This is a genomic window from Sinorhizobium sp. FG01, from assembly GCF_002531875.1.
Lineage (GTDB): Bacteria > Pseudomonadota > Alphaproteobacteria > Rhizobiales > Rhizobiaceae > Sinorhizobium > Sinorhizobium fredii_C.
On sequence record NZ_NWTB01000004.1, the window covers coordinates 215,101 to 231,692 of the forward strand.

Sequence of the window (16,592 nt, forward strand, 5' to 3'; positions counted from 1 at the left end):
GCATGAGCACGCTTCACAGATTGCCGGATCGCGATGAGAAGCACGTCGGCACGACCGGCGGAATCGATCCGCGTCGCATGGTTGAGGCAGAGGCGCTGCCGACTTCTGCGCCCCATGCGCTCGCAGGCGGCAGCCTCGCCGCGACGGCGATCGCGGGCGCCATCGCCATGGCCGTTGCCATGGGCTTCGGCCGTTTCTCCTATACGCCGATCCTGCCGGCGATGATGACGGATGCGGGGCTCTCGCCGGCGGATGCCGGGCTGATCGCCTCGGCCAATTTCGTCGGCTATCTCGCCGGCGCCGTGCTGGCCGCCTATGGCTGGGCGCATGGCCACGAGCGGCGGATCGGCCTTGCTGCACTGGCCGCGACGACCCTGTTGCTGGCGGCGATGGGGCTCACCTCATCCGTTCTCGTCTATTCAGCCATCCGTTTCCTTGCCGGCCTCGCGAGCGCCTTCGCAATGATCTTCGTGTCCGGGATCGTGCTGGGGCAGGGGCTGCTGGCCAAGTCGGAACATGTGCCGTCGGTGCATTTCGGCGGCGTCGGCTTCGGCATCGCGCTTTCCTCGCTCTGCGTCTGGGCGGCACCGCTCGCGGGGGTCGCGGGCCTTTCCGCCTCGCAAGGAGATTGGTTCACCGGCGCGCTTGTCGCACTGGCAGGGACTGTCCTCGTTGCCGCTCTGCTGACGGGCGGAGAGCATGTGGGGAATGGTGCCGGACGGGAGGCGCCGCTCAGCTGGACCCGGCCGCTTGCAGCCATGACGCTCACTTACGGCTTCTTCGGATTCGGCTATGTGATTACCGCCACCTTCCTCGTCGCCATGGCCCGGGACCCGAGCGGCGGCCACAGCGTCGAATTCCTCGCCTGGCTGATTACCGGCATCAGCGCTGCGCTGTCGATCTCTCTGTGGCGCTTCGCCGTGCCGCGCCTCGGGCTTGCTGGCGTCTATGCCGCGGGCCTCCTGGTCGAGGCCGCCGGCCTGGTGCTGACCATATCCTTGCCTTCGCCCTACGCGCCGCTCGTCGGCGGCCTGATGCTCGGCGCCACCTTCATGATGGTCACCGCCTACGGCCTGCAGATCGGCCGCCAGCTTGCACCCGAAAGCCCGCGCCGGGCCCTCGCCTTCATGACCGCCGCCTTCGGCATCGGCCAGATCGTCGGTCCGCTCGTCGCCGGCTGGCTGGCGGAACGGACCGGGAGCTTCGCGCTGCCGACACTGGTGGCTGCCGTGGTGCTGTTCGGCTGCGGCGTGGTGGTGGTCGTTGAACTGCCGAGGATCAGGGCGGCATTGGGTCGGTGAAGCCCACGAATTCCGCGCGCCCGAGGCGGAACTATTCCCGGCGGAGCTTCATGAAATAACAGTAACATTCGCAATGTGGAATTGTTGCGACGGGCAATTTGCCCTAGTTTCGGCCGCATCAGGAGGCAAGTCGTTGTCCTCCAAATAGCGAGAGTGCCGTCCCTTGTTCCAATCCTTCTTCCCCAAGCCGAAGCAGTTCTTCATATCCGTCATTGTCTGGTCGCTGATTGCCGTTGCCTTCTGGTACGGCTGGGGTGAAAGGCTCGGCGCGGTCGTTGGTTTGCCGCCCGCACCGGCCGATGCCCCGCCGATCGTCGGCATCTCGGCCTTCTGGTCGCCTGCCTTCCTCTGGTTCTACATCTACTTTGGATTGGTGGTGGCGATTTTCGCCGCCTTTTGGCAGGTTTACGCTCCCCATCGCTGGCAGAGCTGGTCTATCTGGGGATCGGCTCTCATTCTCTTTGTCACCTATTTCCAAGTGCAGGTGAGCGTGGCAATCAACAACTGGTACGGACCCTTCTGGGACCTGATCCAGGCGGCGGTCTCCAAGGCGGCAGTTGTCACGGCGGAACAGTTCTACGCTCAGATCGGGACGTTCCTCGGAATCGCCATGGTCGCCGTGGCAGTCGCGGTGATGACGCGCTATTTCGTCAGCCATTACATCTTCCGTTGGCGTACGGCCATGAACGAATACTACATGACCAACTGGGGCAAGCTGCGTCACATCGAGGGGGCCTCGCAGCGCGTACAGGAAGATACGATGCGCTTCTCCTCGACGGTCGAGGGCCTTGGCGTTAGCCTTATCGACAGTGTCATGACCTTGATCGCCTTCACACCTGTCCTGATCCGGCTTTCCGAGAACGTCACCGAACTGCCAATCGTCGGCAGCATTCCCTATCCTTTGGTCACGGCAGCCGTCCTATGGTCGCTTTTCGGTACGGTGTTCCTCGCCCTGGTTGGGATCAAGTTGCCGGGACTGGAATTCCGCAACCAGCGTGTGGAAGCCGCCTATCGCAAAGAGCTAGTTTACGGCGAGGATCACATCGATCGCGCCCAACCGGAAACGGTTGTCGAGCTTTTCAGCAACGTTCGCAGGAACTATTTCCGGCTCTATTTCCACTATCTGTACTTCAACATTGCACGCATTTTCTATCTGCAGATCAACAATATCTTCTCGCTGCTTATCCTCGCGCCCTCGATTATTGCGGGCAAGATTTCCCTCGGCGCGCTGAATCAGATTTCCGGTGCGTTCGGCCAAGTGAGCTCGTCCTTCCAATACCTCGTCAACTCCTGGCCGACGATCGTTGAGCTGCTTTCGATCTACAAGCGTCTCCGCGCCTTCGAATCCGTGCTCGATGAAGCGCCGCTGCCTGATATCGACCGCCAATTCATTGAGGCCGGCGGCAAGGAAGAACTTGCCCTGTAGCTCGCGCTGATCAGAAGGCGGAGCGATCCGCCTTCTCTTCTGCCGCCTCGATCTGCGGCAGAGCCTCCGCATAGCTGACGCAGGCGACGTCCGGCTTGCGGCAGGTCTCCGTCAGGAAGCGATCAAGCGCCCGCCAATAGGCGCCGCCGTTCATCTCGACGAAGTGAAAGCCGAGCTGCAGCGGAACGCGCCCGCCGTCATATTCCTTGCGGAATGCCTCTCGGTATGCCGCAAGCGTCCGCTCCTCGAAACGGGTGCTGTCCCTTCGGTTTTCGACGCCCATCGAGTGGCGGATGAAGAGATTGTAGTCCATGCCGATGACCGGCCGGTGCGAAGGGCCTTCCGGGATGAGCGGCAGACCGAAGCGCGGCATACCGGCCTCGGTCCTGGGCCAGCCCGGCCCCTTGGTGACGAGGCTCGCGTCATAGCTGAACTTGAAGGCCTTGAGCGCCGGCAGGAGGCCGTCGCTCACCGAGAGATAAGGCGCGCGGAATCCCTTGGCGCCGTTGCGGGCGAAATGCGCCCAACCTTCCGGCTCGGCCTCCGGCCTGCTGGCCTTCTTCCAGGCGTCGACGAGTGCCGTGCGGAAGGCCGCGAATTCGCTCTCCCAGTCCGCCTCGCTCCAGCCCTTGCCGTCGAAATGACCGCAGGCGTGGCTGCCGATGTCGTGACCTTCGAGATGCGCCTGCCAGATATGGCCGGCGCGAACGGCGATCTCCTCGCGGCTCTGGGCGAAGCCGACATTGGATCGGCCGGCTTTCTGTCCCGGCGCCCTGTAGCTCTCCCTGCCGTCCGCCTTTGTCATCAGGAAGGTGCAGGAGAGGAAATAGGTGAAGTGCGCCCGGTTGCGCCTTGCCATGGTGAGGCTCTTTTCCCACAGCGCATTGTCGTGCGCGCCGTCGAAGGAGACGATCACGAGTTGCTTTTCCTTGGCGGGCAGGGGCGCCGAAGGCGGATCGGCGAGCGCTACTGTGGGAAGGAGACAGAGCGAGAGCGCGAGGATCTTGCGTGGCATGGGACGGCTTCTTGGGAGAATCAGCAGATATGACGAGTTGTATTCGCCGTCCCTTCTTCAACAATGCGGCAATCCTTTGGTCCCGCCGGAGATTCGCTGGGGATAAGCTATGCGATGGTAAATGAAGGGATAAAGCGGGTTGCGGGAGGTTCGACGCAGGCTATGGCTTGCATCGCGCTCCGAATTGTTGATCGATGCGTTCACAATCCGGATTCCCCCGGTTCGATGCAATCTAGCGTGGGTGACTTATGACTCTACTGGTCCTTGGTATCGTGATCTTTCTGGGCATGCATCTCGTTCGCGTGGTTGCGCCCGGCCTTCGCGCCGGTGTCATCGAGAGCCGCGGCAAGGGTACATGGATGGGGCTTTACGCGGCCGTCAGTTTCGTCGGCCTCTGTCTCATCATCTATGGCTTCGGCCAGGCGCGCGGCGAAACGGGGATGCTCTACGATCCGCCGGTATTCCTGCGCCACATCGCCGTTCTGCTGATGCTCTTCGCCTTTGTCTTCCTTGCCGCGGGTTCCCTGCCGGCCGGTCGCATCGCCGTCGCGGTCAAGCATCCGCAGATCCTCTCGATCAAGATCTGGGCCCTGGCGCACCTCCTCGCGAACGGCGAGACCTCTTCCGTCCTGCTCTTCGGCTCGTTTCTCGCCTGGGCGGTGATCCTGCGCATCTCGCTGAAGCGACGCGAGCGCGCGGGCGAAACCGTGCTGCCGGTGTTCAAGTCGACGCGCAACGACGCGCTGGCGGTGCTCATCGGCCTCGCAGCCTATGTGCTCTTCGTCTGGAAGCTCCACGATTGGCTGATCGGGGTCCCTCCCATCGTTATGGGCTAAATGACATCATGGGCTAAATGACATGGGCCCCCTTACAAGCGGCGCAAAATCGGGTAGAAGGCGCAAAATCCACAGAGAGCGACGCGCGTCCGGCCGGGCGCGCAACGGATGCTCGAACAGTTTGAGATTGCGCGTCTCCCTTCCAAATATCGGCATCGAATGTTGGGGACTACGCGCCAGCGTGCAGGAAGACCGGGGCAACAGATGGCAAACCAGGACGACAGCTTTATCCGCGAGGTGAACGAGGAACTCCGCTCGGATCAGATGAAAGCCATCTGGACGCGCTTCGGCGGCATCATCATCGGGATCGCGGCACTCATCGTCCTCGGCACCGTCGGCAAGGTCGGCTACGACTATTGGCAGGAGAGTTCCTCGTCGCAATCGGGAGACGCCTTCCTTGTAGCGCTTGATCTTGCCAAGGAAAACAAGTCGGAGGAGGCGCTTGCCGCCCTCACCAAGCTGGAGCAGGAGGGCTACGGCTCCTATCCGGTTCTCGCACGATTGCGCGCGGCGACGCTGCAGGCCCAGAAGGGCGAAACCGATGCGGCCGTTGCGGCGTTCTCCGAGATCGGCAAGGACACCCGCATTCCCGCGGCTCTCCGCGATGCGGCGCGGCTGCGCGCCGCCTACCTGCTCATCGATGCCGGCACCTATGATCAGGTCTCGGCCGAGGTCGAACAGCTGGCGGTGCCGCAGAACGCCATGCGCCATTCGGCGCGCGAGGCGCTCGGCCTTGCGGCCTACAAGGCGGGCGATTACGCCAAGGCGAAGGGCTGGTTCCAGCAGATCGCCGACGATACCGAAAGCCCGCGCGGCGTCGTCAACCGGGCGCAGATGCTGCTCGACGTGATTGCGGCGAGCGGCAAAGCTTGAGGCTTCTGATATGAGTTTCACCGTCGCCATCGTCGGGCGCCCCAATGTCGGCAAGTCGACCTTGTTCAACCGTCTGGTCGGCAAGAAGCTGGCGCTCGTCGACGACACGCCCGGGGTCACACGCGACCGGCGACCCGGCGACGCAAAACTCGTCGACCTGAAATTCCGCATTATCGATACGGCCGGTCTCGAGCAATCGGCGCCCGAGAGCCTGCAGGGGCGGATGTGGGCGCAAACCGAACAGGCGATCGACGAGGCGGATCTGTCGCTGTTCGTCATCGACGCCAAGGCCGGCCTGACGCCGGCCGATGAAACGCTTGCCGAGATGCTGCGCCGGCGCGGCAAGCCGGTCATCGTCGTCGCCAACAAGTCGGAGGCACGCGGATCCGACGGCGGCTTCTACGACGCCTTCACGCTCGGCCTCGGCGAACCGTGCCCAATCTCGGCTGAGCACGGCCAGGGCATGCTCGACCTGCGGGACGCGATCGTCGCCGCCCTCGGTGAGGATAGGGTCTTCCCGCCGGCGGAGGACGTCGCCGAGACCGATGTGGATATTCGCCCGACGGGGGCAGGCGAGGACGAAGAGGCGGAGCCCGCCTATGACGAAACCAAGCCCCTGCGAGTCGCGATCGTCGGCCGGCCGAATGCCGGCAAGTCGACGCTGATCAACCGCTTTCTCGGCGAAGACCGGCTGCTGACCGGCCCCGAGGCCGGCATCACCCGCGATTCCATCTCGGTCGAATGGGACTGGCGCGGCCGCACGATCAAGATGTTCGACACGGCCGGCATGCGCCGCAAGGCGAAGGTCCAGGAAAAGCTCGAGAAGCTTTCGGTCGCCGATGCGCTGCGCGCCATCCGTTTTGCCGAGACGGTCGTCATCGTCTTCGACGCTACCATTCCCTTCGAGAAGCAGGACCTGCAGATCGTCGATCTGGTGCTGCGCGAGGGGCGTGCGGCCGTGCTCGCCTTCAACAAATGGGACCTGGTCGAGAACTGGCAGGCGGTGCTTGCAGATCTGCGCGAAAAGACCGAACGGCTGCTGCCGCAGGCCCGGGGCATCCGCGCCGTGCCGATCTCCGGCCATACGGGCTACGGTCTCGACAGGCTGATGCAGGCGATCATCGAGACGGACAAGGTCTGGAACCGGCGCATCTCGACGGCGCGCCTCAACCGTTGGCTGGAATCGCAGCAGGTGCAGCACCCGCCGCCGGCCGTCTCCGGCCGTCGCCTGAAGCTCAAATACATGACCCAGGTGAAGGCCCGCCCGCCAGGCTTCATGATCTCCTGCACGCGCCCGGAAGCGGTGCCGGAATCCTATGTCCGCTATCTGGTCAACGGCCTGCGCAACGATTTCGACATGCCGGGCGTGCCGATCCGCGTCCATTTCCGGGCTGCGGATAATCCTTACGAATCGAAGGCTCGCAAGAGGCGGTGATTGGCTGTTTAGGCCGGAATCGCCCCTCATCCGGCTGCCGCCACCTTCTCCCCGCAAGCGGGGCGAAGGGACTTGTGGCGGCGCCTCCAGTCCCCTCTCCCCGCGTGCGGGGAGAGGGTTAGGGTGAGGGGCTATTCTCGATCCAGCACACCAGGCAATTTCTCCCGCTCCACCAGCGCTCCGTGATGGCCGATCACCGCTGCGGCGACCCGGGCCGCAAAGGCAGCGGCGTCGGACGGGGTGTCGCCGGCTGCAAGGCGCGCAAGGAAGGAGCCGTTGAAACTATCCCCGGCGCTGGTGGTGTCGACGATGCGGGCAACGGGTGCTGCCGGGATATGCAGGCGCTCTCCCTCGCCGAATTTCAGCGTGACACCGTTGGCGCCGTCCTTGACCGCGATATCTTCGACCTCGAGGCCACGATAACGTTCGATCGTGCTGCCGACGGAGGCATCACCGAAATGCGTCGCCTCGTCGTCATAGCTCGGCAGCACCATCGTCGCCGCTCGCGCACCCGCCTCGATGGTTGCGCGCATCCGTGCCACGTCGTCCCAGAGGCGCGGGCGGATATTCGGATCGAACACCACGCGCTTGCCGGTCGCCTTCGCCCGCCGCAGTTCCGACAGCAAGGTTTCGACCGCATCGGCAGCAAGGATTGCAAGCGTGATCCCGGAGAAGAAGACCACGTCCGCCGAGCCGATCGCCTTTCGCAGCCGATCCGGGTCGTCGGCAAGCAGCTTCGCGGCGGAAGTTGAGCGCCAGTAGGAGAAGCTGCGCTCCCCCTCCTTCAGATGGATCATGTAGAGGCCCGGCATGCGGCCCTCGATCCGGGCGATATGCGCCGTGCCGACCCTGGTCCCCTCGATGAATGACAGCATCTCGTCAGAGACGACATCGGTGCCGACGGCGGTCAGATACTCGACGGTCCATCCGGCCGGTGCGAACAGACGCGCGTAATAGGCGGTGTTGAAGGTGTCGCCCGCATAGCCCTTGCGCAGCATGCCGCCTTCCGCCTGCATCAGTTCGACCATGCATTCGCCGATTGAAAGCATGCTGCCCGCCATCCGCTCTTCCTCCCGCCATCGATGTCGCCGCCAATGGGTTAGCGATCTGTCGGCTTCGCAGCAAGCGAATGTTGCGCGCGCCGTTTACTCGGTGAAATCGCGGCGATACATCTTTCGTGCAGCAGCAGGAACAGCGGGGTGTGCGGATGGCGGTCGGAACGAGGTCTGGCGACGATTGGTGGCGCGGCGCGGTGGTCTATCAGGTCTATCCGCGTTCCTTCCAGGACACGGATGGCGACGGCATCGGTGATCTTCGCGGCGTGACCCGGCGGCTTTCTCATATCGCCTCGCTCGGCGTCGACGCCATCTGGCTGTCGCCCTTCTTCAGGTCGCCGCAGACGGACATGGGCTACGACGTCTCGGACTATTGCGACGTCGACCCGATGTTCGGCTCGCTTGCCGATTTCGACGCCATGATGGCGGAGGCGCACCGGCTGGGACTGAAAGTGATCATCGACCAGGTGATCTCGCACACGTCCGACCGGCATCCCTGGTTCGTCGAGAGCCGCTCGAGCCGTAGCAATGCCAAGGCGGACTGGTTCGTCTGGGCCGATCCGAAGCCGGACGGCACGGCGCCGAACAATTGGCTTTCGATCTTCGGCGGCCCGGCCTGGGAATGGGACGGGGTGCGCAGGCAATACTACATGCACAACTTCCTGACGTCGCAGCCGGACCTCAATTTCCATCATCCCGAGGTCCAGGAGGCGCTGCTCGATACGGTGCGCTTCTGGCTGGACCGCGGCGTTGACGGCTTCCGGCTCGACACGGTCAATTATTACTTCCATGACCGGCATTTGCGGGACAACCCGCCGCTCGTTCCGGATCCCGATGCGACGAGCAGCGACGCGCCGGAGGTCAATCCCTACGGCATGCAGGATCATCTCTACGACAAGACCCAGCCGGAGAATATCGCCTTCCTGCAGCGGCTGCGGGCCTTGCTCGACAGATATGGCGGCCGCACGACGGTGGGCGAGGTCGGCGATGGCGCCCGGTCGCTGAAGACGGTTGCCGCCTATACGAGCGGTGGCGACAAGCTGCACATGTGCTACACCTTCGACCTGCTCGGCCCGGAACTCTCGGCCCGCCATATCCGGCGCTGCGTCGAGAATTTCCAGGCGATCGTCACCGATGGCTGGGTCTGCTGGGCCTTCTCCAACCACGACGTCATGCGTCATGTCAGCCGCTTTGTGCTCCGCGAGGCGGACCGCGAACGGGTGGCGAAGCTCGCTATTGCGCTGCTTGCCAGCCTGCGCGGCTCGATCTGCCTCTACCAGGGCGAAGAACTGGGCCTGCCGGAGGCGGAACTCACTTACGAGGAATTGCGCGACCCCTATGGCATCCGCTTCTGGCCGGCCTTCAAGGGTCGCGACGGCTGCCGGACGCCGATGGTCTGGGAAAGGGATGAGGCGAATGCCGGCTTTTCCGCCGGTTTTCCCTGGCTGCCGGTGCGCGAGGAACAGCGCGCCTTGGCGGTGGATGCACAGGAGGGCGTCGCGGGGTCGGTGCTCGAACATTATCGCACTACGCTCGCTTTCCGTCGCGCCCACGCGCCCCTCCTAGACGGCGACATGGCGTTCCTTGCGACCAACCAGGATGTGCTGGCCTTCACCAGGGAGAAGAACGGCGAGAGGTTGCTTTTCGTCTTCAACCTGACGGGCGAGCCGCAAACGGTTCAGCTCGCCGTCGACATGGATGTCGCTGAAGTGCTGCCAATGCCGGGATTTGCGCCCGAGTTAGCTGAGAACGCGATCGCGCTTGCCGGTTACGACGTCTTCTGCGGCAGGCTGGGGTGAGCGGAGACGCGTTCGTTACCCCTCCGTCATCCTCGGGCTTGACCCGAGGATCCCAAGCACAGACATCACCGAAACTATCGAGCGTCGCGGTTAGTTTGCGTGAATTCGAGATCGCGTCGTGGTCAATGTGCCACGGGCGGCCTTGTGAATGGATCCTCGGGTCAAGCCCGAGGATGACAAGTGTGGAGAGGGCGGCATTCCGTCAGCAGGTCATCGTGTCAGTAGTCTCAGCCAATCAGCGCAAACTTGTCCACATCCACCAGCCCGCGGTCCGAAATCTTGAGGTGCGGTATCACCGGCAGCGGCAGGAAGGCGAGTTGCAGGAAAGGCTCCTCCAGCGTCGCGCCAAGCGCGAAGGCGGCCTGGCGCAGGTGGTGGAGGATGTCGCGCACCCGCTCATAGGGCTCGAGGCTCATCAGTCCGGCAATCGGCAAGGCGATCTCGCCGGTCACTCGGCCGTCTTCGACGACGACGAAACCGCCCCTGATCTCGGCGAGGCGATTGGCGGCAAGTGCCATGTCTTCGTCTCCGACGCCGACGACGCAGATATTGTGGCTGTCATGGCCGACGGTGGAGGCGATCGCGCCCTTCTTCAGGCCGAAGCCCTGAACGAAGCCGTTGGCATGGTTGCCGTTGATGCCGTGGCGCTCGATGACGGCGACCTTGATGATGTCGCGGCCGAGATCGGGCCCTGTCTGGTTGCCCTCGGCCGGCAGCCGAAAGCGTCGATGCTCGGTGATGATCTTTCCCGGCAGCACGCCGATCACCGAGGTCTCGCCCTCGCTGTAGGGCACGGCGAAATCCGCCGCCTTGACCTCTCGCGCCTTGACGCTGTCGAGCCCCACCGGCTCGACCGGCTTGCGGCGGGCAAAGAGCGCGCCGGTCACGCGTTTCCCGGCGGAGAAGACCATCCCGGCCCTGCAGGTCTCCAGGCTGTCGACGACCACGAGATCGGCCCGCCAGCCGGGCGCTACCAGGCCGCGGTCGCTGAGACCGAAGGCACGCGCCGCCGAGATCGAGGCGGCGCGATAGACCGCCAGCGGCTCGACGCCCGCCGCGATCGCCGTGCGGATCATGTGGTCGAGATGGCCCTGCTCGGCGATGTCGAGCGGGTTGCGATCGTCGGTGCAGAGCGCCAGATAAGGCGATAGCCGCTCGGTGATGATCGGCATCAAGGCATGCAGGTCTTTCGACACCGAACCTTCGCGCACGAGGATGTGCATGCCCTTGCGGATCTTTTCGAGGGCTTCCTCGGCGCTCGTGCATTCGTGGTCGGTGCGGATGCCGGTCGCGAGGTAACCATTCAGTTCCTTGCCGCGCAACAGCGGCGCATGGCCGTCGATGTGGCCGCCCTGGAAGGCGTCGAGCTTGGCGAGGCAGACCGGATCCTTGTGGATGACGCCGGGGAAATTCATGAACTCGGCAAGGCCGATCACCTTGGGGTGATGGCGAAACGGCGTAAGCCGCTCGATCGGCAGGTCGGCACCGGCCGTCTCCAGATGCGTTGCCGGCACGCAGGAGGAAAGCTGGACGCGGATGTCCATGATCGTTTCCATCGCCGAGTCCAGGAAGAACTGGATACCCTCGGTGCCGAGCACGTTGGCGATCTCGTGCGGGTCGCAGATCGCCGTGGTGACGCCGAGCGGCAGGACGCAACGGTCGAATTCGTGCGGGGTGACGAGCGAGGACTCGATGTGCAGATGCGTGTCGATGAAGCCCGGGACGATGATGCGACCGGAGATGTCGATTTCCTCGCAGCCCTCGTAGTCGCCGCAGGTTCCGACGATCCGGTCGCCGGAGATGGCAATGTCGGAAGCGACGAGTTCGCCGGTGACGAGATCGAAGAAGCGCCCGCCCTTGAGCACGATGTCGGCCGGCTTGCGGCCGACGCCCTGATCGATGAACCGTTCCAGCGCCTCGGACATGCCTGCACCTCGCCCCTTTGCTGCTTTGCCGATGACAATACCCCTCTCCCCTGAGGCGGGGAAAGGGCTTCGCAAATAACGCGGAGATGTCTCAGATATTGTTCTTCAAGACGTCGCGCAGCTTGTCGAAGAGTTCGTCGATCTGCTGCTTTTCGATGATCAGCGGCGGCGACAGCGCGATGATGTCGCCGGTCGTGCGGATCAACAGGCCTTTCTCGTAGGCCTTTAGGAAGGCGGAGAAGGCGCGCTTCGTCGGCTCGCCGGCGATCGGCTCGAGCTCGATCGCGCCGATCAGGCCGATATTGCGGATGTCGATCACATGCGGGCAGTCCTTCAGCGAATGCAGCGCCTCCTCCCAGTAGGGCGCGAGATCGGCGGCGCGCGTCAGCAGACCCTCTTCCTTGTAGGTGTCGAGCGTTCCGAGTGCCGCGGCAGACGCGATCGGGTTGCCGGAATAGGTGTAGCCGTGGAAGAACTCGATCAGATGCTCCGGGCCGGTCATGAAGGCGTCGTGGATTTCCGAGGTGACGAACACTGCGCCCATCGGGATCACGCCGTTGGTCAGGCCCTTGGCGGTGGTGATGATATCTGGCTTGACGTCGAAATATTGCGCGGCAAAAGGCGTGCCGAGACGGCCATAGCCGGTGATGACCTCGTCGAAGATCAGCAGGATGCCGTGCTTGGTGCAGATCTCGCGCAGCTTCTGGAGGTAGCCCTTCGGCGGGATGAGCACGCCGGTGGAGCCGGCGACCGGCTCGACGATGACCGCGGCGACAGTCGAGGCGTCGTGGAGGGTGACGATCCGCTCCAGTTCGCTCGCAAGATCGGCCCCGTGCTCGGGCTCGCCGCGGGCAAAGGCGTTCTTCCCCGGCAGGTGCGTATGCGGCAAATGGTCGACGCCCGTCAGCAGCGTGCCGAACATCTTGCGGTTGGCGACGATGCCGCCGACCGAAATGCCGCCGAAATTGACGCCGTGATAGCCGCGCTCGCGGCCGATGAGGCGGAAGCGCGAGCCGTTGCCCTTGGCGCGGTGATAGGCGAGCGCGACTTTCAGCGCGGTGTCGACCGATTCCGAACCGGAATTGGTGTAGAGGACGTGGTTCAGACCTTCCGGTGCGATGTCGACGAGCCGGTTGGCGAGCTCGAAGGCCTTCGGATGGCCGAGCTGAAAGGCCGGCGCATAATCGAGTTCGCCCGCCTGTTCGCGGATCGCCTCGGTGATCTTCGGCCGACAGTGACCGGCATTGACGCACCAGAGACCGGCCGTGCCATCGAGCACGGTCCGCCCGTCATGGGTGGTGTAGTACATGTCCTTGGCGCCGACGAAGAGCCGCGGCTCCTTCTTGAACTGCCGATTGGCGGTGAAGGGCATCCAAAAGGCGCGGAGATCGTTCGGGGTGGTGTTCAGGCGGTTCGACATGTCTGTTCTCCTCGGGGGCGTCCAGCGCGAAAAGTCGGCTGGGGTCCGAATTCTTTTACCTGTTGGTCAAATTATCAGTGCCCCTGTGAGCGTCAAGCCTGCCGGCGCGCAAGAAATAAGCCCCGCGATTGCTCGTCGGGGCTTTGGCCTTGCAGCTCTTGTCGGCGTCTTGGGAGTTACGCCGACTTGCGCACGAAGGGCTTTTCTATGACGACGCTCGTGGGGGCTCCGTAAATCTCCGTGAGTGCGCCCAAAATCCTCATGACCGCCTCGGACGAACTCGAATAATAGATCGTCTGGGCGTCACGACGGGTGCTAACCAGATTCTGGGCACGCAACTTCGAGAGGTGCTGGGAAAGAGCCGACTGGCTCAGCCCGACCTTGTTGGCCAATGCGCCTACCGCCATTTCTTCCTTGACCAGCGAGTCGAGAATGAGCAGGCGTTTTGGATTTGCCATGGCCGAGAGGAAACCGGCTGCTATTTCCGCTTCCTCATGTTTTTCAGGCGAAAGAGGCTGCATTGCGTGCTCCATGCGAGAATTACATCACACGTAGTTATGTTTTACGAAGCACGATAATTAGACGTGATGCATAAAAGGGCAACCACCCACTGCAAGAATTGGGGGTAGCTAAGTGCCGATTAACCGTTAAGTTTTTTCAAAATCGGCCGCAACTGGGCCGTGTCCTCGAGAACGGCGTCGAATTCCAGGCGCTGCAGTCTCTCCCCGTCGGAAAGGTCGAGGCCAGCCGAGTCGATCCCGACGATCTTCCAGTCGCCATCGCCGGCGCGGCAGTGGACGGTCGCATAATGCTTCACCGCGTCCCGGTGATCGGAGTTCATATGCTCGATGGCGCTGCTCTCCATCTCGGCGAGCGCGGCGGCCGCGGGCGAAACGATGACGAGATCCTCGCCAGTCAGCACATAGGCGCGGCCGAAACCGCCATTGAGGCTGGCGCGCAGCGGCGCCAGGCGGAAAAAGCCGAAATCGGGAAAATCGACATAGAGCCGGGCCTTGGGATGGCGGCGCAGAAAACGCTCGCGGATGCGGCCATGCGAGGCGCTGTCGCGCGCAACCTCTTCGGCCTCGCACTGCAGGGTGAGGCGGGGATGGGCTAGGGGGTCGCCCTTGCCCGGCTCGCCGGTCAGCAGTGAGGCGCGTCGGTCGGCAAGGAGCGCCTGGGTATGGGTCGAAAGCCGTGAGACGAGAATGACCGGCGCGCCGTCGATATCGATGCCGATCAAGGCGCGGCTGACGAAGGGAAAGCCGCTGCCGTCGGGTTCGAGCACAGCCAGCGCGCCGCTGCGCGCGGATCGGAGCAACACCCGGGCAAGCCTGCGCGCCTCGTCGTCGGTCTCTCTCAAGACGTTCGGTTTGTCGCTCATGATGCGCTTCCTCGGGTCAGTCAAAACAAAAAAGCCCGGAGCGGCTGCTCCAGGCTTCTTTTGAACCCCGCGCTTCGTGGCGTCAATCTTTGCTGCGGTGACGCGTCAGGCCTTCGACGATGTTTTGGGCGTCGATGGTCCCGACCACAGCGCCGTTATCGACGACGCCGATGCTGCCCGGCTGGCGGGACATGGCGTCGAGGATGTCGACGAGCGGCGTCGTCGGCTTGGCGGTCGCCGTCACGCCGGTCGTGGCAGCGGTCCGCCCGACGCCGGACTGCATCACGTCCTTTGCCGTCAGCATGGTGATCGGGTTCATGTGCTGGACGAAGTCGGCCACGTATTGGTTGGCGGGATTCTTGACGATCTCCTGCGGCGTACCGCACTGGATGATCCGCCCGCCTTCCATGATGGCGATGCGGTTGCCGATGCGAAAGGCCTCGTCGAGATCGTGGCTGACGAAGATGATCGTCTTCTTCAGCCGCCGCTGGAACTCTAGCAGTTCGTCCTGCAGGCGCGTGCGGATCAGCGGGTCGAGCGCCGAGAAAGGCTCGTCCATCAGCAGGATGGGAGCGCCGGTGGCGAAGGCCCGCGCAAGACCGACGCGCTGCTGCATGCCGCCCGAAAGCTCGTTGACCTTGCGGTCTGCCCACTTGGTCAGATTGACGAGTTCGAGCTGTTCGCCGACGCGCTTCTTTCGCTCCGCATCGCCGACGCCGGCCAGTTCGAGGCCGAAGCCGACATTGTCGGCCACCGTGCGCCAGGGAAGCAGGGCGAACTGCTGGAACACCATCGACACCGTGTGCATGCGGAAGTCGCGCAAGGCCTTGGCGTTGCAACGATAGGGGTTCAGCGGTGCGCTCGAAGTCTTGACCTCGACCTCGCCGCGAACGACCGGGGCAAGGCCGTTGACGGCTCTCAGCAGCGTCGACTTGCCGGAGCCGGACAGGCCCATTAGCACGAGGATCTCGCCTTCGTGGATTGCCAGCGAGGCGCCGGCCACGCCGAGCACGAGGCCGGTGGCAGCGCCGATCTCGTCGCGCGTCTTGCCCTGATCGACCATCTGAAGGGCAGGCTGGGGGTTCTTGCCGAAGATGATGTCGACATTCTTGAAAACGACGGCTTCGGTCATGCGCCTTCTCCTTCATCGGACGAGCGGAAAAGACGGTCGAGGACGATCGCCAGGATGACGATACAGAGACCAGACTCGAAGCCCCTGGCGATATTGACCGTGTTCAGCGCCCGAAGGACCGGCACGCCGAGGCCGTCGGCACCGACGAGCGCGGCAATGACCACCATCGACAGCGACAGCATGATCGTCTGCGTCAGCCCGGCCATGATCTGCGGCATGGCGAAGGGAATCTCGACCTTGCGCAGCACCTGCCATGGCGTGGCGCCGAAGGACTCGGCGGCCTCGACCAGTGACGGCGGCGTCGAGATGATGCCAAGGCGCGTCAGGCGGATCGGCGCGGGAATGGCGAAAATGACCGTGGCGATCAGCCCGGGCACCATGCCGAGACCGAACAGGATCAGCGCCGGAATGAGATAGACGAAGGTCGGGATCGTCTGCATCAGGTCGAGGATCGGCCGCATGATCGAGTAGACCCAGGCACGCCGCGCAGCGACGATGCCAAGGGGCACGCCGACGGCCATGCTGACGAAGCTGGCCGCGAGCACCAGCGCCAGCGTCTCCGTGGTTTCCTGCCAGTAGCCCTGGTTGACGATCAGGAGCAGCCCAAGACAGGTGAATGCGGCGATGCCGACCGAGCGGCGAAACCACCAGGCCAGGGCGGTCACGACCGCGATGACGATGAGCGGGTGCGGTGTCTGGAGGATGTAGAGCAGGACGGCGATGATGCCTGAAAGCAGATTTGCGAGCTGGTCGAAGAACAGTTCGAAATTCGTCGTCAGCCAGTCGACGAACGCCTTGGCCCAGCCGCCGATCGGGATGCGATTATCAGTTAGAAATTCCACGAAACTGGATCCCTCTTGTCAGGGTCAAACACTGGATCGCATGAAGCGGTGGAAGGGCGGGGAGGTTCCCGCCCGACTGCATGGTTTCCTTCAATCACAGCCGATTTGAGGACAGAGGCATGCAGCAATTTTTGAGTGCTGCAGCGACC

14 protein-coding genes are annotated in these 16,592 nt (G+C 63.6%); 6 read left to right on the plus strand and 8 right to left on the minus strand.

Annotation, left to right across the window (positions count from 1 at the left end):
- Positions 1 to 2: 2 nt before the first annotated feature.
- Both CO656_RS06495 and sbmA read left to right on the plus strand, forming a co-directional pair.
- The gene (locus tag CO656_RS06495) at positions 3 to 1,301 is read left to right on the plus strand and encodes an MFS transporter (protein ID WP_179864717.1); all 1,299 of its coding nucleotides are present in this window, start codon (positions 3 to 5) and stop codon (positions 1,299 to 1,301) included.
- Between the two features lie 163 nt (positions 1,302 to 1,464).
- Complete coding sequence (gene sbmA, locus CO656_RS06500; protein WP_037414832.1) at positions 1,465 to 2,727, plus strand: peptide antibiotic transporter SbmA; 1,263 nt, start codon at positions 1,465 to 1,467, stop codon at positions 2,725 to 2,727.
- A gap of 10 nt (positions 2,728 to 2,737) precedes the next feature.
- Here sbmA and CO656_RS06505 read toward each other — a convergent pair whose 3' ends face one another.
- Positions 2,738 to 3,742 carry a polysaccharide deacetylase gene (locus CO656_RS06505; protein WP_097525215.1) on the minus strand — a complete coding sequence of 335 codons (1,005 nt, stop codon included), beginning with the start codon at positions 3,740 to 3,742 and terminating at the stop codon, positions 2,738 to 2,740.
- A 248-nt stretch (positions 3,743 to 3,990) separates the two neighbouring features.
- Between CO656_RS06505 and CO656_RS06510 the strand changes: the two genes are divergently transcribed.
- The 3 genes from CO656_RS06510 to der all read left to right on the plus strand — a co-directional run bounded on the left by CO656_RS06510 (position 3,991) and on the right by der (position 6,886).
- Positions 3,991 to 4,578, plus strand: coding sequence for an NnrU family protein (locus tag CO656_RS06510; RefSeq protein WP_097525216.1), 588 nt, complete (start codon positions 3,991 to 3,993; stop codon positions 4,576 to 4,578).
- Positions 4,579 to 4,782: 204 nt separating this feature from the next.
- Positions 4,783 to 5,451, plus strand: coding sequence for a tetratricopeptide repeat protein (locus CO656_RS06515; protein WP_097525217.1), 669 nt, complete (start codon positions 4,783 to 4,785; stop codon positions 5,449 to 5,451).
- 10 nt (positions 5,452 to 5,461) lie between these two features.
- The gene (der, locus tag CO656_RS06520; protein ID WP_097525218.1) at positions 5,462 to 6,886 is read left to right on the plus strand and encodes a ribosome biogenesis GTPase Der; all 1,425 of its coding nucleotides are present in this window, start codon (positions 5,462 to 5,464) and stop codon (positions 6,884 to 6,886) included.
- A 131-nt stretch (positions 6,887 to 7,017) separates the two neighbouring features.
- Here the strand turns inward: der and CO656_RS06525 are convergent, their stop codons facing one another.
- The gene (locus CO656_RS06525; RefSeq protein WP_097525219.1) at positions 7,018 to 7,947 is read right to left on the minus strand and encodes a sugar kinase; all 930 of its coding nucleotides are present in this window, start codon (positions 7,945 to 7,947) and stop codon (positions 7,018 to 7,020) included.
- Positions 7,948 to 8,093: 146 nt separating this feature from the next.
- On the opposite strand from CO656_RS06525, the gene CO656_RS06530 reads away from it, so the two are divergent.
- Positions 8,094 to 9,740 (plus strand): alpha-glucosidase family protein, encoded by a 1,647-nt coding sequence (locus CO656_RS06530; protein WP_097525220.1) that lies wholly within the window; start codon positions 8,094 to 8,096, stop codon positions 9,738 to 9,740.
- 227 nt (positions 9,741 to 9,967) lie between these two features.
- Here CO656_RS06530 and ade read toward each other — a convergent pair whose 3' ends face one another.
- The 6 genes from ade to choW all read right to left on the minus strand — a co-directional run bounded on the left by ade (position 9,968) and on the right by choW (position 16,443).
- Complete coding sequence (gene ade / locus CO656_RS06535) at positions 9,968 to 11,665, minus strand: adenine deaminase (protein ID WP_097525221.1); 1,698 nt, start codon at positions 11,663 to 11,665, stop codon at positions 9,968 to 9,970.
- 91 nt (positions 11,666 to 11,756) lie between these two features.
- Positions 11,757 to 13,085: an aspartate aminotransferase family protein gene (locus CO656_RS06540; RefSeq protein ID WP_097525222.1), complete on the minus strand. Its 1,329-nt coding sequence runs from the start codon at positions 13,083 to 13,085 to the stop codon at positions 11,757 to 11,759.
- A gap of 176 nt (positions 13,086 to 13,261) precedes the next feature.
- Positions 13,262 to 13,606, minus strand: a complete 345-nt coding sequence (locus CO656_RS06545) for a metalloregulator ArsR/SmtB family transcription factor (RefSeq protein WP_037414853.1) — start codon at positions 13,604 to 13,606, stop codon at positions 13,262 to 13,264.
- A gap of 119 nt (positions 13,607 to 13,725) precedes the next feature.
- Positions 13,726 to 14,469 (minus strand): HugZ family protein, encoded by a 744-nt coding sequence (locus tag CO656_RS06550; RefSeq protein ID WP_097525223.1) that lies wholly within the window; start codon positions 14,467 to 14,469, stop codon positions 13,726 to 13,728.
- 82 nt (positions 14,470 to 14,551) lie between these two features.
- Entirely contained in the window at positions 14,552 to 15,601 is a 1,050-nt protein-coding gene (choV, locus tag CO656_RS06555; RefSeq protein WP_037414858.1) for a choline ABC transporter ATP-binding protein, read from the minus strand.
- Positions 15,598 to 16,443, minus strand: coding sequence for a choline ABC transporter permease subunit (gene choW, locus CO656_RS06560; RefSeq protein WP_037414860.1), 846 nt, complete (start codon positions 16,441 to 16,443; stop codon positions 15,598 to 15,600). Before choW ends, choV begins: the two co-directional genes overlap by 4 nt.
- Between the last annotated feature and the right edge of the window lie 149 nt (positions 16,444 to 16,592).